Raw genomic sequence first — 23,290 nt, 5'->3', positions numbered from 1 at the left:
TCTTTACGTGAGAACGCGTTTTATTATTTAGTTCGCACTGTTTGTTCTATCCATGCTATTACCAGTAGCTGTGGATGCTGATTTATTTTTCTTCTCAGAACTTACCCGGGAAGTCTGGGAAGGCTTTTCCGATGCTGCTGGTCCTTCCTTATCGGTAGAGTTACTTACCTCCGAGGTGGCGAGACCATTCCCCATCGCTCGACCAGTAAGAGTCGCAGAGATAAGATCCTTGATGTCGATACCCATGCCTGCCGTGACTTGGTCCATAGTAGTCATCAGATCACCGACCATTTTGGAGCTATTTCCCTCTCCATACATGGTAATTCTATCAACATTTTCAAGTGGAGAAGCAAGATTTCGTGCGATTTCAGGCAGGACGTTGACGACCATTTCAGTTACGGCTGCATTACCGTATTTCTTCATAGCTTCTGCTTTTTTATTAAGGCCATCAGCTTCTGCCTCAAGTTTCAAACGAATGGCTTCAGCTTCAGCTTTACCTTTAGCTTCAATACCTTCAGCTTCCTGCAAAGCCGAGTATTTGTTTGCTTCCGCTTTTGCCTTCTGCGCTTCAGCGATTTTTTGTTGCTCAAAGAGCTCGGCCTCTGCTTTGCGCTGACGTTCGATGAGCTGTGCCTCTGCAGCCTGCTGACGAGCATACTTATCTGCTTCAGCTTGTTTTTTTACGGTCGCATTGAGCTCTTGCTCCTTGACCTGAACTTCACGCTGTTTAACTTCAGCTTCCTTCTCCTGCTTTACAATGTTTGCTTCAGCAGTTTGGAGCTCAATTTCCTTGCGCTGCACCTGCTGTTGAATTTCATACGCAGCATCTGCTTTTGCGCGTTCCGTCTCAGCTTGTGCTTTCAAAGCATTCTGACGGTTTGCCAGTTCTGTTTGCTTTTCTGCAATTTCAAGGTCTGCTGCCACTCGTGCATCATTGGCAAGTTTGTCAGATTCTGCCTGCTGCTGTGCGATTTCTTGCTGAGCACGTGCCTTTGCTTTTGCAGCTTCTTTACGTATCTGCTCAGTATTATCGATACCAAGATTTTCGATGACACCTTTCTCATCTACAAGACCCTGAATGTTAAATGCAACTATTTCCAAGCCCATCTCTTCGAGGTCTTTGGTGGCGTTTTCCTGTACCTTCTCGGAGAATTGAGAACGGTCAGTTACAATCTGCTCAAGACGCATCTGACCAATAATGGCACGCAAATGCCCCTCAATAGTATCACGGACTTCGTCAGCGATTTGTGTACTGTCTTTATACAAGAAGTTACGAGTAGCAGAACGAAAAAGGTCCTCGCGGTCAGTTCCAACTTTGACCTTCACAGCAGCATCTACTTTAACGTTGATATAATCATTCGTTGGCACAAAGTCAGTGGTCCGCGCGTCAATGCTGATCATTCCGGCGGTCATAGTGTCTACGCGTTCAAGAATAGGAATCTTCCAACCGGTGCGGCCCAAAAGTACACGCTGCTTGAATGGACCGGAGATAACTTTAATAGTGTTGGGGCTAGCAGACACATATCCTGCAAAGAATAAACTGAGAAGTAAGATGACTATCACTGTCACAGAGGCAGTGACGATAATGGCATGCACATTCATAGATGGGGTCCTTTCATTGCGGGGTGCATGGAATATTTAGCTGTAATACTATCGGATAAGGTACCTCAGAATCGTCATTTAAACGACATCTGTGAACGAGAGCAATTACATTGTTGCATAAAATGCGACGGCACTTGATGCTGCAACATTTAAACTATCAACATTATGACTCATAGGAATTTTTACCGTGAGATCTGTGGAGGCAAGAGTACGCTTGCTAAGACCATCGCCTTCTGTGCCAAAGATGAGAGCTACCTTGTCAATGTGGTGTGGGTCATCATCAGGACAGTGAATCCGTCTGATGAGCTCCATCATTGAAATAGAATTGTCCGTTAGCGCCATTGCAACAGTAGTAAAGCCTAGCTTCTTTAATTCATTGATAGAAGGGTTCGGCCAATTCTTGCGATTAGTACCACCGATGCGAGTCCAAGGAACTTGAAAAACTGTCCCCATAGAGACGCGTACAGCACGTCGATAGAGTGGATCTAAACATGACGGTGTAGCAAGTACAGCATCTATGCCCAATGCCGCTGCAGAGCGCATGAGAGCGCCAACATTTGTAAAATCAACGATGTTTTCCATGACTGCCACGCGCTTTGCATTTTTGCACAACTGCGCTACACTAGGAAGCTCCCATCGTTTCATAGCGCACATAGCACCGCGATGAAGCCGATATCCTGTGAGTTTTTTGAGCAACTCCTCTGACGCGACAAAGACGGGAATATTTACACTCCAATGTTGATCAACAAAATCAAATTCCTTCTGCATACCCGTGAGCCACTGTTCCTCAACAAGGAAAGACAGAGGTTCTTTTCCCGCAGCGAGTGCACGATCGATGACTTTAGGACTTTCTGCAATGAAGATTCCTTGCTCTGGCTCAAGCTTATTGCGCAATTGAATCTCAGTAAGGTTGATATACGCATTGAGCCGTGGGTCATCTAAGGAATTTACTCGAATAATATGCATGCTTTTGATGGTAGTAGTTTGGCTGGAAAGGTCTACCTTGCAGAAAAGTGAATCGTCAAAACGCCTTGTGCGTTAATTTTTCGCTACTTATAATAACTGAGGTATTTTTCATAATGTTAAAGACGAAGCTGTCTGGCATTCGCCTCCTATAAAAATACTTCAGCGAAGGCAGGGTATTATGAGAAGATTTTCTCGATTACAATCCATCAGTGTTGCTTGTCTTACAGCACTTTCCATGATTATGGCACTCGTTGTCGGTGTAACGACTCCAACGACCATAGCACATGCGCAATCTACTGATGCGGCGTCAAGTCAAGCAGTGGCACAAGAAACAAAATTGACGGTTCACTACCGACCAGCGCCACAGGACCCTGATGGAGATAAAAGAGGAGTCTATGTATGGGGTACGCGTACAGATGGCACAACGCTTGAAGGGCAGAATTATCCTTTCAACCAAGCTCGCGATACTTTTGGCAAAGTTTTCACAGTAGAGTTGAAAGGCAAATTTGATCACGTGGGAGTTATCATTACAACCTCTGATTGGAATAAAGACGGTAGTAAAGATCGTATAGTTGATACTTCCTCAGGTTCAGCACAAATATGGGTCGTTGGCGGTGAAGACACCACGTACACACAGCCGCCAGCAGATGCGATGCCAACGATTAAGCAGTTAGATGTCACGGTACATTATCATCGCAGTGATAACGATTATGCAGGGTGGAATGTCTTCAACTGGGGGACAGTCGTAGACTCAACTTCTGTAGGGCAATTTACAGACACAGATGATTTTGGAAAAATCGCAACATACACACAGAAATCGAGTTCTGCTATTTCGCTCTCCCAATTTATCGTCCGCAAAAGCGCTGACGGAAACGATTGGGCAGATCGTGAAGAGGCATCTGGAAGTCAGTCAGGTGATCGCACCATCCCGTGGTCTGCTATCTCAGTAAATGGCGATGGTACCGCATCTGCTCAGGTATGGGTTCACTCGGGAGATGGCGTAACGTATACGAATCCGGAGTATATTGATATGTCTCATAAGATTACACATGCGCAGATAAGTGCGCTTAATCAGTTAACTGTACAACTCAATCATCCCGTCACGAGCGCTGAGATTGAGGGGAAAGTTAGCGTGACGGGCGCGTCAATCGCATCAGTTTCTCAGCAGTCTCCGCAAGTTCTTGTAATTACAACGAGTCATAATATGCCTGCGAATGCGGCAATTGGTGTGAGTGTCGAAGGCTATGGTTCTGCGACTGCTATAGCAGGCTCAGTTGTACGTACTGATGCTTTTGATTCTCTTTATGCATATAACGGAGATGATCTTGGGGCAGTGTATACGTCACGTTCTACCGTTCTTAAGCTGTGGGCTCCTACAGCGCAAAGTGTCAAAGTAAATATATACTCTTCTGTCACTACTGATGCCGCTCTCGCTAAAAGCGTCGATATGACGTATACAGCGCGAGGAGTTTGGAAGGCGGTTCTTCATGGGAACTTCAACAATACTGCGTATGACTACTCGTTAACCTTCCCTGATGGGACTGTCAATGAATCTGTCGACCCATATGCAAAAGCGTCTACGCAGAACTCTCAGCGTTCTGTGATTCTTGATCTTCAACGCACGAATCCGCGATACTGGAGGCGCATGCCAGCCTTTGGCAAGGCTACTGATGCTGTCATTAGTGAGATGAGTGTGCGCGATTTTTCGTCGCTCGCTAATTCAGGTGTCGATAGTCGGTATCGTGGGAAATTCCTCGGCGTCGTGCAGAAAGGCACAAAAAATTCTTACGGAGACTCTACCGGTCTTGACTATATAAAAGCATCCGGAAGTACACATGTACAAATCATGCCTATGTACGACTTCAATAATGTTCGTGGTGAGTCGGGTAGTGATGTGGTATATAACTGGGGCTACGATCCTGTGAATTATAACGTTCCAGAAGGATCATATTCGACTGAGCCACAGACTCCGTCTAACAGAATTTTTGAAGCGAAACAGATGATTCAGGGTCTTCATAATTCAGGGATTCGTGTAATCATGGACGTGGTATATAACCATGTCTTTGATGCATCGCAGCATGCATTTGGCAAAACCGTTCCAGGATATTACTTCCGTTATGATGTGAATGGCAAACTTGTCAATAATTCTGGCTGTGGTAACGATACTGCTTCCGAACGTACCATGATGCGTAAGTACATTGTGGATTCTGTAACGTACTGGGCAAAAGAGTATCATATGGACGGATTCCGATTTGATCTTATGGGATTGCTGACCAAGCAGACGATGAAAGACGTACGCTCGGCACTCAATAAGATTGATCCTTCTCTTATCGTCCTCGGCGAAGGTTGGGATATGAATTCAACTCTTGACAAGAGTCGCATGTCCATCCAACCTAATGGTTCAGAGCTCATCGACCAGGGAACGGCTGTATCGTTCTTCAATGATTCTATACGTGACACGATAAAAGGTAGCGTATTTGATGCTCAGGATAAAGGTTTTGTCCAAGGAAAAACTGGGGGAGAGAGCCTACTCATGAATAACATCTTGGGCTGTCAAAATCACAGTGAATATGCGCCATGTACAAACGGTAACGCGAACGTCAAATATGCTATGCCAAGTCAACTTATTCAATATGTTGAAGTGCATGACAATCTCACTCTCTATGACAAACTTAAGGCAAGTATGCCGCAAGCGACAACAAATGATATAACGCAACGTGATGAGTTGGCGAATTCCATCGTTTTGCTCTCTCAAGGTATCCCTGAATTGCAGTTGGGTCAGTCTTTCCTACGTACAAAAGGTGGGAATGATAATAGCTATAATTCACCAGACAGTGTTAATGGAATTGATTGGGACCGCTTAAGCACTTATAAAGCAGCTGATAATTATGTGAAGGGTCTTATCTCACTGCGCAAGAGCATACCAGCATTACATGCAGATAGTTATGAAGCGATTAATGCCGCAGTGACGCCACTTGCTACTTCGAATGGTTTGGTTGCATTCCAGGTCAAAGATAAGTCGAGCACGTATATCGTGGCATTCAATGGTGGAAATACTTCTGTTAAGCTTGATGGACTCGCTAAGGGAAAGTATACGGTTCTCGTTGCTCACGGTAACGTTGACGATAAAGCGGTAGCCGCATTGGCTGGACATTGTGGAGTGCGTAATGCTAGGAGCAAGTTTATGACGGTTAAAATCAAGAAATCATATTCAATACCGTCTGGCCAGACGCTTGTTTTGCGTAAGGGGAAACTCAGCGTGCATCCAGCTCGTACTCATGTGCCTCGCCGCGGATGGTTTATGCGTTGGTGGTGGATGTAATCATAGCGAGAAACGAAAAGGTCCCTTCCGAAGAAGGGACCTTATTTTGTGTCCGGAGCGGGAGTTGAACCCGCACGCCTGTATAAAATAGGCACTAGCACCTCAAGCTAGCGCGTCTACCATTCCGCCACCCGGACAGTGCTATAAGCAACAGTTAGAAAGAATAGCACAGATAGGGGGAGCGCAAAAATGGGCGTGTCGTAGGACGTCTTCATTGCCTATGAACCTCGACTTCATAGCGAAATACAACTCTTCTCGTATTCTTAAAACATGACTTTACCTATGTTCGTCATTCGCGCTGATATGGGCACAGATATCAAGAGCGTCGAACCGTTGCCTGATACTGTCGGCTCACAGTATATGCTCCCGAAAACAATATCTACCCACGCACTGAAGGCTATGCGAGTCGGAGAAAATGAACAGCTACAACTATGTGACGGTCACGGGCTACGTATCTTGGCAAGCGTAATAGACGACAGTAATGGGGTAGTGCGCATTGATGATGTGATGCGCGAAGTACAGCCACATATAAAACTAGGTCTTGTCCAAGCGCTTGCTAAAGGTGGGCGCGATGAACAGGCTATCGAGATGGCTACGGAGATAGGCGTCGACCACGTTATACCATGGCAGTCGCAACGTTCTATTGTGCAGTGGAAGGGAAACAAAGCTACCAAAGCGCTTTCAAAGTGGGATGATGTTCTCATATCTGCTACACAGCAATCTCGTCGAAGTTTTGTCCCCACACTTCACCCCATGATGACAACCAAGCAGCTTGGTAGGTGGATGGTAGATACGATTCACGATGGTGACATCATACTTGTGCTCCATCAGGATGCGACGGTGACGTGGAGTGAGTTTGAGCAGAAAATTCAGACTGTTGAAGAGGGACATACCATATGGGTCGTTGTTGGTCCTGAAGGTGGCATTACCGATGATGAGATTGAACTTTTCAAAAATGGTGGAGCATACTCATGTGTTATCGGAAGTAACATTCTGCGTGCTGCAAGTGCTGGTCCCGTTGCTTTGACACTTCTTAGCCGATATCTTGGACGATATGCATAGAACTAGTAGCACGATTATATGATTACTTCATCCCGCGCAGTTACTAAACTACGAACGTGTATAGTGTGAGCATAAGGAGCGAGTATGACGCAGACAGATGATTGCATTTTTTGTAAGATTATCAACCATGAAATTCCAAGTACAAAGATGTATGAGACAGAGAATGTATACGCATTCGCTGATTTAAATCCACAGGCAAAAGTGCATGCATTAGTTGTCCCGAAGACTCATGTCAAGGATGTGACTGAGCTTGCTGATAAAGATCCTCAGCTGTTGGCAGAGATGATACGTGTTGCTCATACCATTGCGCAAGAAACGTATAATGGACAGTTCCGTGCAGTTTTCAATACTGGTGAAGATGCGGGGCAGACTGTATTCCACTGCCACATGCATGTCATGACTGGTGAGAAGTTAGAAGGAGAGTAAACCGCTTGCCACATTCTGGTACAACTACACGCACAGTGACAATTCCACAGGAGCTTAATCCTGTGACTGTCTGTGGTCCTGAAGATCGTATCATTCGCCTCATAGAGAAAGCCTACTCTGAGTTAACTTTCGTGATACGTGGAAATATCATTGCTATCGTTTCGCATAATGCGCGAACTGAGGCAGATGCATTAGCTGCACAAGATTTCCTTCATGAAATTATTGATACGGCATATACAAACCCATTGAGTGTGGATGACGTGCAGCGCCTACTCGCAAATCGGCTCAGTCGCAAGGCTGACCGTAAAGAGCGTAAGATTAAACCGCCTGTTTCTCGTTTTTCAGAGGAAAGACCGCATTTTGTCAGACGAACGCATACCGAATCTGATATGGCTCACTCTGTGCTCGCACAAAGCACAAGTCTTGGCGGTCGTATCCCGCGCGTCATTACTATGGCGCATGGTGTGCCCATCCGCGCGAAAACAGCGGGACAGGTGGACTATATCAATGCCATTGAATCTCACACTATTACTTTCGGCATTGGTCCTGCTGGTACTGGTAAAACGTACTTGGCTGTAGCAAAGGCAGTCCGTGCCTTTGAAGATGGAGTCGTGCGACGCATTATCTTGACACGTCCAGCCGTAGAAGCCGGCGAGAATCTAGGGTTTCTACCGGGCACACTGACAGAGAAAGTTGATCCATATCTGCGACCGCTCTACGATGCGCTCTCTGATATGCTCGGCAATGAACGTATGCAGCGCTACATTGCAGACAACACTATCGAAGTGGCCCCTCTCGCTTATATGCGAGGTCGCACGTTGAATGATGCGTATGTCATTTTGGACGAAGCTCAAAATACTACTGAGCAGCAGATGAAGATGTTCTTGACACGCCTTGGTTTTAATACTCGCATGGTCATTACCGGTGATGTAACTCAAGTCGATTTTGCGGTAAAGCACTCAGGACTACTTGTCATCGAGGATATTCTCGGGGGCATTAATGACATTGCATTTATACATTTAGGCAAAGATGATGTAGTCCGTCATAGCTTGGTCGGGACCATTGTTTCTGCGTATGATGCATATCAGACTAACCGTAGTCATGCTAAACCTTTACACGCAGCAGTACCTGCATCCGCAGGGCAGTCGGGGGACAAATAATGGCAGTAGATGTACTCAATGAAAGTAATTGGGCAGTAGAGCCTCGTGTCTTTTCTGACCTTGGTTTATGGGTCATGGACCAGATGAAGATAAGCACTGACTGTGATCTTACGATTATTTTCAATGAGCCGGATGCGATGGAAGAGCTTCACCTTCGATGGATGAACCTCGAAGGTCCGACAGACGTTATGAGCTTCCCTATGGATGAACTACGTCCAGGAGACGGTACAACTGATGTTGAGGGTATGCTTGGCGACATAGTCCTATGTCCAGCTGTCGCAGCTACGCAAGCACAGAGTGCTGGGCACTCGACTATTGAGGAGCTCATGCTTCTCACGATTCATGGGTGTCTTCATCTCCTTGGCTTTGATCATTCAGATAAAGACCAAGAAAAAGAAATGTTCGGTATTCAGCGCCAGCTTCTTTTAACATATTTGGCTGCTCGTCCAGGTGAATTGAACGAAGTAATTCCATTGGAAATTTCAGGTGAATAATTTATGAGTGTTACTTCCGTTATACTCGTCGCTTCTTTCTTTCTTATCTCGGCGTTACTTTTATGGTTCTCCCTGATTATGGCGTCGAGCGAATCTGCAATATCGCGAGTAACTCGCTCTAATCTCAACAATCTTGTACTTGATGTACGTTCAAGTGATGAGTCGGACTTCTTACGCCGGAAAAGTTTGAAACGTATACATCGTGCGCAACGTGTCGTCACTCAACGTGCACGTGCATCAGTTACGTGCACGTTTTGGCGGGTTGTAGCGAACGTCCTTATAGGTGTGCTGGTAGCTTCCGCTACGGGAGTACTTGGCGTATCCGTGTGGGTACAGATTAGTGTCGGCATCGCTGTAGGTTTATTTAGTGCGTTAATTGCCGTAATCGTATCGCCACGCTCATCGAACCAACAGTCTGTGCGAGTTCTTTTACAGTATGCAGGATTTATATCGTCAGCGATGCGACTGATGCCTCGTAAGCGTTTTGACCGTGTACAATCATCCAATGCTCTCTCTGATGAAGAAGAGCTTGAAAAAATTCACCACGAGCAGGCGCGCGCGACTATTGAGAGGCTTATCGAAACTCACACATTTGACTCTGAGATTTCTGAAATGATGCGTAACGTACTTATTTTGTCGGATACACTCACTCGCGAAATTATGGTCCCTCGTACGGATATGTTTTTCATTGAAAAAGATACGACGTTAACACAAATGCTTCAGGATTGCTCCCGATCGGGATACTCGCGAGTTCCCGTGACTGGAGAGTCAGTAGATGATCTAATCGGCGTGGCATATCTCAAGGATGCTGTGCGGGCTACCGCCTTTAATCCGGCTGCGGGAAGCCGAACGGTAGAGTCCATTGTACGAGAGCCAATGTTCGTACCTGAATCGAAACCTGTCGATGATCTTTTCCATGATATGCAAACGAAACGTAGCCATCTGGCAGTTGTTGTCGATGAGTACGGCGGTATCGCGGGGATGGTCACAATTGAGGATGCACTTGAACAAATAGTAGGTGAACTTGAAGATGAGCACGATCGTGTGCAGCATCGTGAACCGGAACGTATGGATGACGGCGGTTGGAGGGTCCCTGCCCGCACATCTATCACAGATATTGAAGAGCTTTTCGAGATTGATTTGGATGAGGATGATGTCGACACAGCCTATGGGCTACTGACCAAAGCATTGGGACGTGTACCTATCGTGGGAGCGACTGCCCGCACTCGCGGTCTTGACCTGACTGCAGTAGATTCTGCTGGACGTCGTAAGAAAGTGTCTACTATCGAAATTCGTCGTAGCGCTGATACAATCGAAGAAAGCCTTTCAAAGACCGATGAAAGTAAGCCTGAAGAAGCGTAAAGAGAGAATATTATGACTGAAAATGTGCACTACCGTTCAGGTTTCCTAGCAGTAGTGGGACGTCCAAACGTAGGTAAATCTACACTTATTAATGCGCTCATGGGTACCCAGATTGCTATCACATCATCACGTCCGGAGACGACGCGAAAAGTAATTCGTGCGATTTTGACGACAGAGGATTATCAGATTGTACTTGTCGATACTCCGGGAATCCATCGCCCACGTACTCTTCTCGGGCAGCGCCTCAACGATATGGTTGATGAGTCTCTTGCTGACGCTGATGCTGTGGCATTCCTTCTGCCGGCGAATCAGGAGATTGGTCCGGGAGACCGTCGCATTTTGAGCCGCCTGCGCTCTCAATTTTCTCACAAAGATGAGGACGGGAACTGGCGATGGACGAAGCCTGTACTTGGCGTTCTGACGAAGATTGACGGTTTGAGTCGATCGGAACTTGTCGAAAAACTCATAGAGATGGATCAATTTGGAAACTTTACAGAGATTGTTCCTGTCTCTGCGAAAGAGTATGACAACGTCGAAGAGGTACGTTCTGTATTTGCGCAGCAGATGCCCGAGGGTCCTCAAATGTACCCTACAGAGCAGGTAACCGAAGAAGGACCAGAGGAGACCATAGCAGAGCTCATACGTGGAGCATTTCTCGAACAGCTTGATGATGAACTTCCACACTCACTTGCAGTGACGGTTGATGGAATTGAGTATCCCGAAGAAGACGATGATGCCGTGGGAGAAGGGCGTGCGCAGGTCTTTGCATCTATCTACATTGAACGTTCGAGCCAGAAGCCTATCATTCTCGGTAAAGGTGCTGCCAATCTAGTCCGTGTCAAAAAGAAACTGCGTACTCCAATTAATCGCATTGTAGGAATGAAATCTACATTGACACTTCACGTAAAGATTGCTAAGGATTGGCAGTCAGACCCAAAGAAACTTGAACGATTAGGGTTTAATTAATCTTTCTTGTAAAAGGTCCGTTGTACGAAAATGTGGCGTGGCGATATTTATCGCGGCGCCACATTCATATACAATAGCGAAAGGAGGTCAAAGATGACATACACAACAAATATTGCCATTCTCGGTGCCGGACATATCGCACAAAAAATGGCCACTACTATCATTGACATGGAAAATGATGAACGGTGGTCCGGGAAAGTAAATCTTTATGCGGTGGCAACACATGATAGTCAAGATCGTGCGGATGAGTTTGCCGGTCACTTCGGTATTGATAATGCATTTGGCACATATGCCGCGCTGCTCGACGATCCTGAAGTTGACCTTGTCTACGTAGCCACTCCTCATGCCATGCACGCTCAGCAAGCGATTGCCTGTATGGAGGCGGGAAAGCACGTACTCGTAGAGAAAGCTTTCACCGCGAATGCTGAACAAGCGCGTGCGGTTATCTCAAAATCAAAAGAGACGGGTCTGACATGCGTCGAAGCGATATGGACACGTTTTCTTCCTACGAGGCACCTTATCAATGCAATTATCAATTCAGGGAAAATCGGTGAAATAGTCTCCATCAGTGCAAACTTGTCGTATCCCATGGCTCACAAAGAACGCTTAGTAAAAAGTGAACTTGCAGGTGGAGCACTCTTGGATGTGGGCGTATATCCGCTCAATTTCATTGCAATGGCAACGGACAATGCCGATATTGATCATATAGTAACCTCTGCACGACTCTCTTCACAGGGCGTAGATGAGATTTCTCAATCGACGTTCTGGCTTGATGACGGCATCATGGCGAGTATGACGACGTCTTATCACGAAGTGGGAGATAGGTGCGGTTTCATTCGTGGAACGCGTGGGCTGATTCGTGTAGAAAATATTAATAATCCTGAGAAAATTATGGTACTTGACAAGAACTACGTTGTCGTTGAAGAAGTAGATATTCCAGGTCAGCTCACGGGATTTGAATATGAGGTAGATGCCACAATTAAGGCTATAGCTCATGGCGATATCGAAACTCAAGAAATGCCACATTCGGAAACTCTTCGGATCATGACTATATGCGATGAGTTGCGGGAAAAATGGGGAATGGTATATCCGTTTGAAAAGTAGCCGTGTATGGAACGGATATAAAAGTGGCGCCGAACTCTCGTATAGGAGGGTGGCGCCACAGTATTTTATTAATTTATCATCTCATACTAAAGAAATATAGATATCACTACTTCTTGCGTGGCTTATACATCTCAGTGTCGAGGAGAGTCTGATAACGCGCAAGGACCTTTGGGCGGATAACCTTCATGGAAGCCGTCAGTAAGCCATTCTCTTGTGTAAATTCTTCTGGAAGGACGATGAACTTACGTACCGATTCGGCGCGAGAAACACCTTCATTTGCTATATCCACGAATTTCTGAATTTCTGCACGGACAGCAGCATTAGATGCTACTTCATCCATAGACATATCTCGGTTAAGACCTTCGGCTTCGAGCCATGCACGTACAGCTGGTTCGTCTAAAGTAATAAGAGCTGAGATGAATGGGCGCTTATCTCCGAGGACTAAAGCCTGAGAGACGAGTGAGCAACGCTTGATGGCTTCCTCAATAGGACTTGGGGATACATTCTTACCACCAGCAGTGATGATGAGATCCTTCTTACGTCCCGTGATATAGAGCAAGCCTTCAGGAGTGAGTGCACCTAAATCTCCCGATGCAATCCATCCATCCTCAGTGAATGTAGACTTTGTTGCCTCATCATTCTTATGATAAGCGTTGAATGCACCTGCTCCCTTAATTTGAATCTCACCGTCGTGAGCGAGTCGGATAGAAAATCCTGGGAATGCTATGCCTACAGAACCAGCATGGAATGGGACAGAACGTGGGGTAAATGCACATGGTGCAGTTGTCTCAGTCATACCATAGCCCTCATAAACAGGAATACCTGCGCCTCGGAAGAAAGCAAGAAGCTGAGGATCGAGAGGAGCACCGCCACACACAAGCCATTTAGCATTACCACCGAGTGCTTGACGCAGTGATGCGTAGACCACAGGATCAAATGCTGCACGACGTGCTGCTGAGAGTGCGGTTGCATGACCCGTTTCGGAAATTTCGGTCATATAATCTCGCGCTGCGTTTGCTGCCGCGTTAAAAACGTGTCCTTGCACACCTCGACCCGCCTTCTGAGAGGCTGCGTTATATACCTTCTCAAATACACGAGGGACGCCAATCATAATTGCAGGTTTTGCCTTAGCAAGATCTTGCAACAAGGTGCTGATTCCAGTAGCGATGTAGACGTGAAGTCGACCATAAATTACGCCATAATTGACAGCGCGCGCGAAGACGTGCGCCTGTGGAAGGAACATGAGCACAGAATTATTCTTGTCATCGACGAGATCAGGGATGAATGCCTTCAAATTCATCGCGAAAGCAAGATAGTTCTCATGTGTCATCTCTACGCCCTTTGGCGCCGACGTGGAGCCAGAAGTATAAACGATGGAGCACAAATCTGTCTTCTTCAATGAGCGAATACGCTCATCAAGTTGAGTATCAGGAACGGCTGTGCCATATGCTTGAAGTTCTTCTAATGCGCCATTCTCTAAACATGTGATTGATTTGAGCGACGGGCATTCTTCGACAGCCCCCTCCGCTTTTTCGAGCATGTCCTTAGTCTGGACCACGAGGTGTGTAGCATCAGAATTGTTGACAATCATACGAATTTGCTCGGCGGAGTCTGTATCATAAATCGTTGAAAGAATACCGCCGACCGCAAGCACAGCCGCGTCGAAGATATCCCATTCATACGAGGTCTGGCACATGAACGCGATGTGGTCTCCCTTTTTGACACCTCGTTTGAGTAAGCCTTTAGCGGTGGACCGAATGTCAGCTAAAGTTTCATTAGCAGTTTTGTCAATCCACTCACCATGAGATTTGAAAGTATAGAGAACTTCATCTCCCATATCTTTGGCACGTGCTTCATACAGATTGTAAACGCTCATATTTTCTGGAATAGAGCGGACACCTTCAGTTGTCGTCGTTAAGAGTCCTGACTCAGGATCAATGAAAGTTGTAGTAGGGAATTCAGGTGAGGACCAATTCATAATGTGCGGTTCTCGGAAAGCTGACTTATCGTACGTTGTAGGTGTTCCGAAAGTCATATGTTGCTCCTCATCTTGCGGATGAGAAGTGGATTTAACCGTTTCTTTAACTTTATCGATAGTCTGTTTAAAGCTTTGAGAAACTGTATCTAAAAAGCTCACGAGTATCCTCCCTTGAGAGCGCTAAACTATCTTTATTTTACGGCGTGGAGTGGATAGCGAGATGTTATGAAAAGTAGCTCATGACGCGAACTTAATTTTGTTTGTTAAGAAAATAAGGTATTATAATTCGCGACAAAATGTCAAAAACTAAAAAATAATACAAGAGAATAGGAGAAATTCGATGGTGAATAAATATTTTCGTAACGCTCTAGTTATCTTCACAAGTTTAGGGTTGTATATGTCAGTAGTGTCATGTGGTACAAGTACATCGAAGCCCCCCCCTGACCACAACGACTACGAGTTCAGTAGCGAGGAGCAAAAGAATCAAAGATGATAAATCTAAAATAGAAGAGCTAAAAAAGGTCAAAAGTGAAGCTCAAACGCTTCTCTCGCGAATTACGAGTGAATTAGAAAAATCTCAAGATAATGTCTCAGATAACAGTCTACGTGACGATTTAGCGCGTCAAAAAGAAACTCTGGAGACTATGCTCTCAGGAAAGATTGATAAGAAATCTGTTAAACAACAAGTGAACGTAGCGCAAGATAGCCTTAATAAGGTTATCGAAAATGAAAATGTATATCTTCGGCAGAACAAAAATCAAGCTCAAGATAAATACAATCGGGCAAAAGCACTTTTAGATTCGAGCAACGGACAAGTAGAGAATAACGACTACCGAAATACGTTGCAGACTAAAATCGATGCTCTAAACACTCAAATTAGGCAAGCCGCAAATGTAAAGGATATCGTCGCAGCTGAAGGTGAAGTAGACAAAGCTGTCAGTGATGTCAACGCCAACATTGCGTATAAGAAACAAATTGATGCGCAAAACGCACAGCGACAGCGAGAAGCGCAGGCTGCTGCAGCGGCTGCGGCGGCGGCAGCACAAAATTCACAAACAAACGTATACTACCCCAACTGTGCGGCTGTAAGAAGCGCTGGGAAGGCTCCACTCTACCAAAACGAACCAGGATATAGAGCACGCCTTGACCGAGATCATGACGGGGTTGCCTGCGAATAGCGCAAATGTACGAGTCAGGGGAGGAGAACCCGCGCCATGACGTTTTCCCTCCCCCTATGGTACAGTTACCATTGTTGCTTTGGCGAGGGGAGTACATCCCGTAATCGACTTGGCCCATCAGTGAGAAATTTCTTATAGACTTCTTCTCCTGCTGGTTTTCGAGTGTCCCAAAGCCAGATTAAGGAGAAACATTATGGCAGATATCACTTTAAATGGTGAAGTACGTAACGAGTTTGGTAAGGGTGCAGCACGTCGTATGCGCGTTGCACAGATGATTCCTGCAACTATTTACGCAGGCGGTGACGAGCCAACCTTCGTTAAGCTTCCTGCAAAGGAAACAACACTCGCTCTTCGTCATACCAATGCTCTGTTCGAGATTAACTTTGGCAGCGAAAAGAAGATGGCAGTTGTGAAGGATGTTCAGAAGAATCCTGTCAAGCGTACTGTGGAGCACGTCGACTTCTACGAAGTAAAGGCTGGCGAGAAGATTGTCGTCAACGTACCAGTATTCGTTGAGGGCACTCCAAAGGGTGCAGCAGTCGCATTCGTAGATATGCAGGAAATCGCTTTGAAGGCAGATGTTGCGAACCTGCCTGAGCGTCTTACCGTTTCTGTTGACGGTTTGATGGATGGCGCAAAGGTTCTCTTGAAGGATGTCGTCCTTCCTGAAGGCTCTGAGCTTGCTGAGGCTGATCTTGAAGAGCCAGTTGTCACCGTTACTGTTCCTGAAGGTGATGATGCTTCTACAGAGGATGAAGCTGAGGCAACAGAGGCAGCTGAGTAAGTTTTGCTCACTTTGTAAAATGAAAGGACCTTGCACAGATTTATTGTGTAGGGTCCTTTTCAGATATTGAACTTTCATGGCGCTTGCGTGACAGTTGTGACAAAGTAATGAGTAATCATACATGCGTCACAAGCGCGTAATTATTAAGTTGTACATACGATGAATTCGAGAAGATATATGACTACTGAAAATCATCATAATCCAGATTACGTGAATAAACTGGCTTCAGCATTTACTGTTCTGCCAAATTCTCACCCTACACCCGATGCTAAGCGCGAGGCGATGATTGATAAACCTGCCTTTGGTCAAGTATTCTCTGACTCTATGGCGCATATGTCATGGACTGAGGGCGAGGGATGGAATGATCGTCGCATCGAGCCTTATGGGCCACTCAAGATGGATCCAGGTGCATCTGTATTGCACTATGCGCAAGAAATTTTTGAGGGGCTGAAAACGTATCGTCATGCTGATGGCTCTCTGTGGCTTTTCCGTCCTGATGCAAATGCGGAACGTTTCCAGAACTCTGCAACCCGTTTAGCTCTTCCAACATTACCTGTCGAGGACTTTATCGGATCGGTAGCTGCAGTTGCAAAAACAGACCGTAACTGGGTTCCAAGCAGGCACGACTACACTCTCTACATGCGTCCATTTATGTTTGCTTCTGAGTCTTTCTTAGGCGTGCGTAAGGCGAAGGAAGTGGAATATTGTGTGATTGCTTCTCCATCTGGCCCGTACTTCCCGCAAGGCATTAAGCCTGTCAGCATTTGGGTTGAAGACACGTACTTCCGCACTGGTCCTGGTGGTACTGGTTTTGCAAAGTGTGGCGGCAACTATTCTGCTTCCCTTGTCGGTGAATATCGTGGTATTGCCAATGGTTGTGAGCAGGTATGCTTTGTCGACGCATCAACGAAGACCTACCTTGAAGAACTTGGCGGGATGAACATGTTCACTGTCCACAAGGACGGTCATTTAGAGACTCCAAGCCTCAATGGCAATATTCTTCCAGGCGTAACGAGGCGCTCTATCATCCAGCTTGCTCAAGATGATGGTCGTGACGTTGTCGAAAAGATGATTAAGCTTGAGGATCTTCTTGAAGACATTAAGTCCGGAGAGGTTACCGAGGTGTTTGCATGCGGCACTGCTGCTATCGTGACGCCGATTGGTCGTTTCAAGTCTGAAAAGTTTGATGTGGAAGTTAACGGACAAGCGGTCGGCGAGTATACCGCGCATTTGCGCGAACATCTGATGGGCATTCAGTGGGGAGAAATAGAAGATCCTCATAACTGGATGTGGAAAATTACTGATTAATTTTGCTCATGTGCCTGTATAGCGTATGAAGATATAACGTTTTGTATCTTTCTAAGCATTATAAGTGCGTATAGAAGCAATAAAGAAACCGCTTGTCTACTCACACAAGTAGATAAGCGGTTTCTTATTCTCTGTAACGTAATCTCTACAAAGAAATCCTACAGAGTGTTAATAGCAAGAGCCAAAGCAGACTTACGGTTTGCAGCCTGATTCTTGTGAATAACGCCACGACCAGCAGCCTGATCAAGCTTCTTAGCAGCTACTGCATAAGCAGCCTGTGCTGCAGCCTTATCGCCAGCTTCAATAGCTTCGCGAGTAGCACGGACAGTGCTCTTCAACTGGCTCTTGAAAGCCACGTTGCGCTTGTGTGCTTTCTCATTGGTGAGAACGCGCTTCTTCTGCGACTTAATATTTGCCACTTTTAATTCTCCAAACGTTTGTTACACGGCATACAAGCCTTTATCATACCATGAGTCATGTAGAATTAGCTGCAGAAAGCATGTAACATCAAGGAAGGCACTCATGCCAATTACTCAGGCAAAGAATCAACCTGGCTCTACGGACCAGTCTTTGGTCCGCAATTTCTGCATTATCGCGCATATTGATCATGGAAAATCAACCGTTGCTGATCGCATTTTGCAGCTCAGTGGCGTTGTAGAGCAACGTGAGATGCACGATCGTTTCCTTGATCGTATGGATATCGAGCAGGAGCGCGGTATCACAATTAAATCCCAGGCAGTACGAGTACCATGGACTGTCAATGGCACTGAGTATACACTCGGTATGATTGATACCCCGGGGCATGTTGATTTCTCCTATGAAGTATCTCGTTCGCTTGCCGCGTGTGAGGGGGCTGTCCTTCTCGTCGATGCAACACAGGGCATCGAGGCACAGACTCTTTCAAACTTGTATATGGCTATCGACCATGACTTAGCAATTATTCCTGTGCTCAACAAAATTGATCTTCCTAGCGCAGATCCTGATGCTCACGCCGATGAGATTGCAGGCTTATTGGGTATCGATGCCTCTGATGTCTTACGGGTATCTGGGAAAACGGGTGAAGGCGTGTCTGAGCTCCTCGATCGTATCGTCGAGGAAATTCCAGCTCCTCAAGGAAATCCTGATTCCCCTGCGCGTGCATTAATTTTTGATTCTGTGTATGACTCCTACCGGGGTATTGTCACCTATATCCGCATGGTAGACGGTGAGCTCAAGAGTCGTGAAAAGATTCGCATGATGGGGCTCGGCACTGTGCACGACCCTATCGAGCTTGGCGTAATTAGCCCGGAAATGCAGCCAACGAAAGCACTTGGTGCCGGCGAAGTAGGGTATATTATCACGGGTGTAAAGGACGTGAGTCAGTCTAAAGTGGGGGATACTATTACCTCAGAAAGTATCCCAGCGGCCACTCCTCTTTCGGGGTACCGTGATCCGCAACCTATGGTCTACGCGGGACTGTTTCCTATAGATAATGCACAGTTCCCCGATTTGCGCGATGCACTTGATAAGCTCAAGCTCAATGATGCAGCACTCGTCTATGAGCCAGAGACATCTGTCGCGTTAGGTTTTGGCTTCCGTTGCGGTTTCCTCGGTCTTCTTCACATGGAAATTGTGTCTGAACGCTTACGTCGTGAATTCGGGTTGGATCTTATCTCTACAGCTCCATCGGTGACGTATGATGTGACGATGGAAGACCGCTCTGAACATCATGTGACGAATCCGAGTGAATTCCCTGAGGGCAAGGTTCGCTCAGTTACAGAACCGGTCGTCGCAGCAGATATCATCTGTCCGAAAGAGTTTATTGGATCAGTGATGGAGCTTTGCCAAGATCATCGCGGTCAGATGGGAACTATGGAGTACATTTCTCCAGAACGTGTGGAAATGCATTATAGGATTCCACTGGCTGAAATTGTCTTCGATTTCTTTGACCAGTTGAAGAGCAGAACTAAGGGATATGCGTCTTTGGACTACCATGAAGATGGTGAGCAACAGGCAGATCTTGTCAAAGTTGATATCCTCATCCAAGGTGAAACCGTTGACGCATTTTCTGCTATCGTCCATCGTGATAAGGCTTACTCTTATGGTGTCATGATGACAAAAAAGCTGCGTGAACTCATCCCTCGTCAGCAGTTTGAAATTCCTATTCAGGCTGCCATCGGCTCTCGCATTATCGCGCGAGAAACTATCCGTGCACTTCGCAAGGATGTACTTGCTAAATGTTATGGCGGCGATATCACGCGTAAGCGTAAGCTCTTAGAAAAGCAGAAGGCAGGAAAGAAGCGCATGAAGATGCTAGGACATGTGGAAGTGCCACAAGAAGCATTTATCGCTGCATTGTCCACTGACGAGCCGACGGACAGGGACACTAAAGACAAAATTCGTGCAGCTCAGAAGGCTCAGTAGATATGACTCATCTGTCCGAGACAGAGCATAATTTAGCTACACCTTATGAGGTTTACGTACATGTCCCATTTTGCCTGAGACGTTGTGGATATTGTGATTTCAATACATATACCGCTACTGACTTGGGTTCAGGCGTCTCCAGAGACTCATATGCAGACATGGCCATGAGAGAGATGGACCTTACGCGTGCATGGCAGGAGCAACATCACATTGACGAACCTCCTGCTCAGACTATCTTCTTCGGAGGTGGCACTCCTACCATTCTCCCCGCTCATGACTTAGTGCGACTTGTGGCGCATATACGAGATGTATGGGGAATTGCGGATGATGCCGAGATTACGACAGAAGCAAATCCAGATACTGTTGATGCTCCTTACATCGAAGAATTGAGAGACGGCGGCTTTAACCGCATCTCCTTCGGTATGCAGTCAGCCGTTCCTCACGTATTAAAGACGCTTGATCGCACGCATAGTCATGAGAACGTTATCAAAGGCGTTGATGCTGCGCGTAAGCTTGGAATGCGTTCCAGCGTTGATGTGATATATGGTGCTCCAGGAGAAAGCTTGGACGACTGGCGGGAAACGGTGGAAGCTGCTCTTGACTTAGGCGTAGATCATATTTCCGCATATGCGCTCTCTGTAGAGCCTCATACAAAAATGGGACGGATGATTGCTGCAGGTAGACTTCCTCGACCTGATGACGATGATGAAGCTGCGAAATATGAGATTGCAGATGAGATGTTTGAGGCTGCGGGGCTATCGTGGTATGAGATATCAAACTGGTGCAGACCAGGATATGAATCTCGTCATAATGTAGGGTATTGGAAAAACGTAGATTGGGCTGGTATCGGGCCTGGAGCGCATTCACACTATAACGCTAAGAATCTGCGCGCGTGGGACATCACTCATCCGAAACGCTGGGGAGCCGTTATCCACGAAAATAGAATTCCGTGGGATGATAGTGAAACTCTTGATGCCACGATGCGCTTAGAAGAAGAGGCAATCCTTGGATTACGTATGCGTGATGGTCTTGATATCGATACATTTGAGAGACATGCGCAGATAAAAATTCCAAGTGTTACACTCGATGAGCTTATCAGAGATGATTTAGCAATTCTCGATGATGGGTATCTGAAAGTAACCCGTAAGGGGAGACTTCTTAATGACTTACTCATTTCTCAGATTCTTGCAGCAGTGGGCAGATGAGAAGATGGGTGAAGGAAATAGGGAGGTGGATAGGTCGTTCAGCCTTCTCTATCGAGTAAAGTCAGGGTGAGCTGTCTATACTAGGGGAAGTTGTGTGTATTTGTCTAGCGGACTTATAGTTTGCAGAAGGAGCGAATATGGCTAATAGAGCAGAACGTCGTGCGGAAGCGAAGCGTCAGCGTCGAGGTCAAGATCAGTCTCAGCAAGGCAATATCCGCTCACGCGCAGGACTTTTGGACGAGCAGTCGCTCCAAGACCGCTCTCTTCGCCTGCAAAGCAAGAGTAAGGGTGAATGGAAGCCGAGTAGTTCTGTACAGCAGCATGAAGTGGGTAGCGAAATTATCCCCTCAGCTGACCCTACAGTCACTGCCGTAAGCGCAGAAAAGAAGGAAATCAAAAAAGAGCGTAAATTACGTGAGCGAGCACGAAAGCAGCTTGAACGTGAAGAAGTTCAGCGCGAGAAAGAGGCTGCCGAGCGTACGCGTGTGCCGCGTTTTGCGCATTCGCCTCGTTGGTGGGGTTCCCTGTCTTCGTGGATTGTAGCAGGTTTGTCAGTTGTTTCGATGATTGTCATGGCTGTTCTCAAAGCGCCGGCGTGGAGCTACTCTATTCCTGTAATAGTGCTTGTTATTTCCCTCATTGTCTTGGCGGTTATTGCCCGAAGTGAACCGACGAATTATTACGATCAGCTCGCTCAGCTTGACCGCATGGATGACATTCGACAAGTACAACTTTCTGCTTACCGCAAGCCTGCTGCTCATAACTTGGGGTGGTGGGTACGCCTACTCAATTGGGGAATTATCATTCTTGCGGGATGCGGGTTCATCTCTTTCCTCTTCTGGACTCCAGGTATTTGGGTAATTTCTGGTGTAGTCATTGTCTTTGCTGTAGGCATCCTCAATCTTTTTATCGTGTCGCGTCCATCATCGGAGAATCCACATCTGGACCAATACGGTACAGCAATCTAAAGCTTGTGTACAATATGTTTCATGACAGCAGCCGTAGAACTTCATGATGTACTCTTTAGACGTCAGCGTAGGACAATCCTCGCTGACGTTTCCTTATGTATAAACCCAGGGGAGAAGTGGGTTGTATTTGGACCTAATGGGATAGGGAAATCAACTCTTGTCTCTATGATGGCGACCCGTCTTCACCCTACAAGTGGCACAGTCGATATTCTCGGAAATCGTCTCGGCAAAGTTAATGTCTTCTCATATCGACATCGCATTGGTCTTGCATCCAATATGCTTAATCGAGAGTTTGACCCGCAAGAAGATCCTCTTGACGTCATAGTGTCCGCTATTGATGCTCGAGTAGGCAATTGGTATGGGGAGTATACAGCTGACTCCTATGTGGTTGCGCGTGAACTTATGAGACATTATGGCATAGAGTATCTTGCAGGCAAGCGCATGTATAAACTCTCCGAAGGTGAACGAACGCGCGTTGGCATATGCCGAGCGCTTATGGCACGCCCAGATATACTTATTCTTGATGAACCTACGACAGGGTTGGACCTCGGAGGTCGCGAACTCGTCGTAGATGCCTTGAGTGAATTAGCGCGAGTCGAAACGCGTAAAACTGCCATTCTTGTGACGCACAGACTCGAAGAGATTCCGCAAGGTTTTGACCATATTGCTCTCTTAGGAAGACTTGATGATGAGCAGTCTGCAATTATTGATACGCATACGAAAGCTTCCACAGAGGTTCCTGCTGATGGCGCACAGATTATCAATCCGAACCCAGGCACGATAGTCTATGCGGGTGCACTTGAGCAGGGGCTCACAGATGATCGTTTAAGTTCACTGTTTAATATGTCGCTGACAGTAGTGCATAATGATGGACGATGGTCAGCATTTGCAACGAAAATCGCACATAGTTAGTTTAAGTATCTCAAAGTTAAGTACCTCTGCTACTATTTTATTTTATTACGTTCAGGTAAAGTAAAATAGTTAAGGAGGTGTGATACGGGT

At 46.3% G+C, this 23,290-nt stretch carries 19 protein-coding genes and 1 tRNA gene; 15 read left to right on the top strand and 5 right to left on the bottom strand.

The annotated features are described in order from the left end of the window. Positions 1-27: 27 nt before the first annotated feature. Entirely contained in the window at positions 28-1,602 is a 1,575-nt protein-coding gene (locus tag ACFQY8_RS04705; protein ID WP_377938740.1) for a flotillin family protein, read from the bottom strand. Positions 1,603-1,707: 105 nt separating this feature from the next. Beyond that, the gene (locus ACFQY8_RS04700) at positions 1,708-2,568 is read right to left on the bottom strand and encodes a TrmH family RNA methyltransferase (RefSeq protein WP_377938739.1); all 861 of its coding nucleotides are present in this window, start codon (positions 2,566-2,568) and stop codon (positions 1,708-1,710) included. A gap of 178 nt (positions 2,569-2,746) precedes the next feature. Here ACFQY8_RS04700 and pulA point away from each other — a divergent pair, with 178 nt between their 5' ends. Then, positions 2,747-5,890 carry a type I pullulanase gene (pulA, locus tag ACFQY8_RS04695; protein WP_377938738.1) on the top strand — a complete coding sequence of 1,048 codons (3,144 nt, stop codon included), beginning with the start codon at positions 2,747-2,749 and terminating at the stop codon, positions 5,888-5,890. Positions 5,891-5,939: 49 nt separating this feature from the next. Here the strand turns inward: pulA and ACFQY8_RS04690 are convergent. Beyond that, positions 5,940-6,027, bottom strand: a tRNA-Leu gene (locus ACFQY8_RS04690). Positions 6,028-6,160: 133 nt separating this feature from the next. Here ACFQY8_RS04690 and ACFQY8_RS04685 point away from each other — a divergent pair. The 7 genes from ACFQY8_RS04685 (at position 6,161) to ACFQY8_RS04655 (ending at position 12,464) form a co-directional block, all read left to right on the top strand. Beyond that, on the top strand, positions 6,161-6,952 hold the full coding sequence (locus ACFQY8_RS04685) for a 16S rRNA (uracil(1498)-N(3))-methyltransferase (protein ID WP_377938737.1): 792 nt from the start codon (positions 6,161-6,163) through the stop codon (positions 6,950-6,952). A gap of 84 nt (positions 6,953-7,036) precedes the next feature. Next, the gene (locus ACFQY8_RS04680; protein WP_377938736.1) at positions 7,037-7,378 is read left to right on the top strand and encodes a histidine triad nucleotide-binding protein; all 342 of its coding nucleotides are present in this window, start codon (positions 7,037-7,039) and stop codon (positions 7,376-7,378) included. Positions 7,379-7,383: 5 nt separating this feature from the next. Beyond that, complete coding sequence (locus tag ACFQY8_RS04675; protein WP_377938735.1) at positions 7,384-8,538, top strand: PhoH family protein; 1,155 nt, start codon at positions 7,384-7,386, stop codon at positions 8,536-8,538. Beyond that, the gene (gene ybeY / locus ACFQY8_RS04670; protein ID WP_377938734.1) at positions 8,538-9,032 is read left to right on the top strand and encodes an rRNA maturation RNase YbeY; all 495 of its coding nucleotides are present in this window, start codon (positions 8,538-8,540) and stop codon (positions 9,030-9,032) included. Before ACFQY8_RS04675 ends, ybeY begins: the two co-directional genes overlap by 1 nt. Positions 9,033-9,035: 3 nt before the next feature. Further along, positions 9,036-10,394: a hemolysin family protein gene (locus tag ACFQY8_RS04665; RefSeq protein ID WP_377938733.1), complete on the top strand. Its 1,359-nt coding sequence runs from the start codon at positions 9,036-9,038 to the stop codon at positions 10,392-10,394. Between the two features lie 12 nt (positions 10,395-10,406). Beyond that, positions 10,407-11,360 carry a GTPase Era gene (era, locus tag ACFQY8_RS04660; protein WP_377938732.1) on the top strand — a complete coding sequence of 318 codons (954 nt, stop codon included), beginning with the start codon at positions 10,407-10,409 and terminating at the stop codon, positions 11,358-11,360. 93 nt (positions 11,361-11,453) lie between these two features. Then, on the top strand, positions 11,454-12,464 hold the full coding sequence (locus tag ACFQY8_RS04655; protein ID WP_377938731.1) for a Gfo/Idh/MocA family protein: 1,011 nt from the start codon (positions 11,454-11,456) through the stop codon (positions 12,462-12,464). A 106-nt stretch (positions 12,465-12,570) separates the two neighbouring features. Here the strand turns inward: ACFQY8_RS04655 and ACFQY8_RS04650 are convergent, their stop codons facing one another. Further along, positions 12,571-14,499 (bottom strand): AMP-dependent synthetase/ligase, encoded by a 1,929-nt coding sequence (locus tag ACFQY8_RS04650; protein WP_377938730.1) that lies wholly within the window; start codon positions 14,497-14,499, stop codon positions 12,571-12,573. Positions 14,500-14,855: 356 nt separating this feature from the next. Here ACFQY8_RS04650 and ACFQY8_RS04645 point away from each other — a divergent pair, with 356 nt between their 5' ends. From ACFQY8_RS04645 to ACFQY8_RS04635, 3 genes are all read left to right on the top strand, one after another. After that, positions 14,856-15,620, top strand: a complete 765-nt coding sequence (locus ACFQY8_RS04645) for an excalibur calcium-binding domain-containing protein (RefSeq protein ID WP_377938729.1) — start codon at positions 14,856-14,858, stop codon at positions 15,618-15,620. 193 nt (positions 15,621-15,813) lie between these two features. Next, positions 15,814-16,404: a 50S ribosomal protein L25/general stress protein Ctc gene (locus ACFQY8_RS04640; RefSeq protein WP_377938728.1), complete on the top strand. Its 591-nt coding sequence runs from the start codon at positions 15,814-15,816 to the stop codon at positions 16,402-16,404. A gap of 177 nt (positions 16,405-16,581) precedes the next feature. Beyond that, complete coding sequence (locus tag ACFQY8_RS04635) at positions 16,582-17,712, top strand: branched-chain amino acid aminotransferase (RefSeq protein ID WP_377938727.1); 1,131 nt, start codon at positions 16,582-16,584, stop codon at positions 17,710-17,712. A 158-nt stretch (positions 17,713-17,870) separates the two neighbouring features. Here the strand turns inward: ACFQY8_RS04635 and rpsT are convergent, their stop codons facing one another. After that, on the bottom strand, positions 17,871-18,131 hold the full coding sequence (gene rpsT / locus ACFQY8_RS04630) for a 30S ribosomal protein S20 (RefSeq protein ID WP_377938726.1): 261 nt from the start codon (positions 18,129-18,131) through the stop codon (positions 17,871-17,873). 103 nt (positions 18,132-18,234) lie between these two features. Here rpsT and lepA point away from each other — a divergent pair, with 103 nt between their 5' ends. From lepA to ACFQY8_RS04610, 4 genes are all read left to right on the top strand, one after another. After that, positions 18,235-20,115 carry a translation elongation factor 4 gene (gene lepA / locus ACFQY8_RS04625; RefSeq protein ID WP_377938725.1) on the top strand — a complete coding sequence of 627 codons (1,881 nt, stop codon included), beginning with the start codon at positions 18,235-18,237 and terminating at the stop codon, positions 20,113-20,115. Positions 20,116-20,117: 2 nt separating this feature from the next. Next, a complete protein-coding gene (gene hemW, locus ACFQY8_RS04620; RefSeq protein WP_377938724.1) occupies positions 20,118-21,320 on the top strand; it encodes a radical SAM family heme chaperone HemW in 1,203 nt (400 codons plus the stop codon). A gap of 137 nt (positions 21,321-21,457) precedes the next feature. Continuing rightward, positions 21,458-22,288 (top strand): hypothetical protein, encoded by an 831-nt coding sequence (locus tag ACFQY8_RS04615; RefSeq protein ID WP_377938723.1) that lies wholly within the window; start codon positions 21,458-21,460, stop codon positions 22,286-22,288. 21 nt (positions 22,289-22,309) lie between these two features. Then, positions 22,310-23,200 carry an ABC transporter ATP-binding protein gene (locus ACFQY8_RS04610; protein ID WP_377938722.1) on the top strand — a complete coding sequence of 297 codons (891 nt, stop codon included), beginning with the start codon at positions 22,310-22,312 and terminating at the stop codon, positions 23,198-23,200. The last annotated feature ends 90 nt before the right edge of the window (positions 23,201-23,290 follow it).

It is taken from the genome of Alloscardovia venturai, assembly GCF_042676605.1.
In the GTDB taxonomy this organism is placed as follows: domain Bacteria; phylum Actinomycetota; class Actinomycetes; order Actinomycetales; family Bifidobacteriaceae; genus Alloscardovia; species Alloscardovia venturai.
This window is presented reverse-complemented; position numbering and strand designations above follow the sequence as displayed.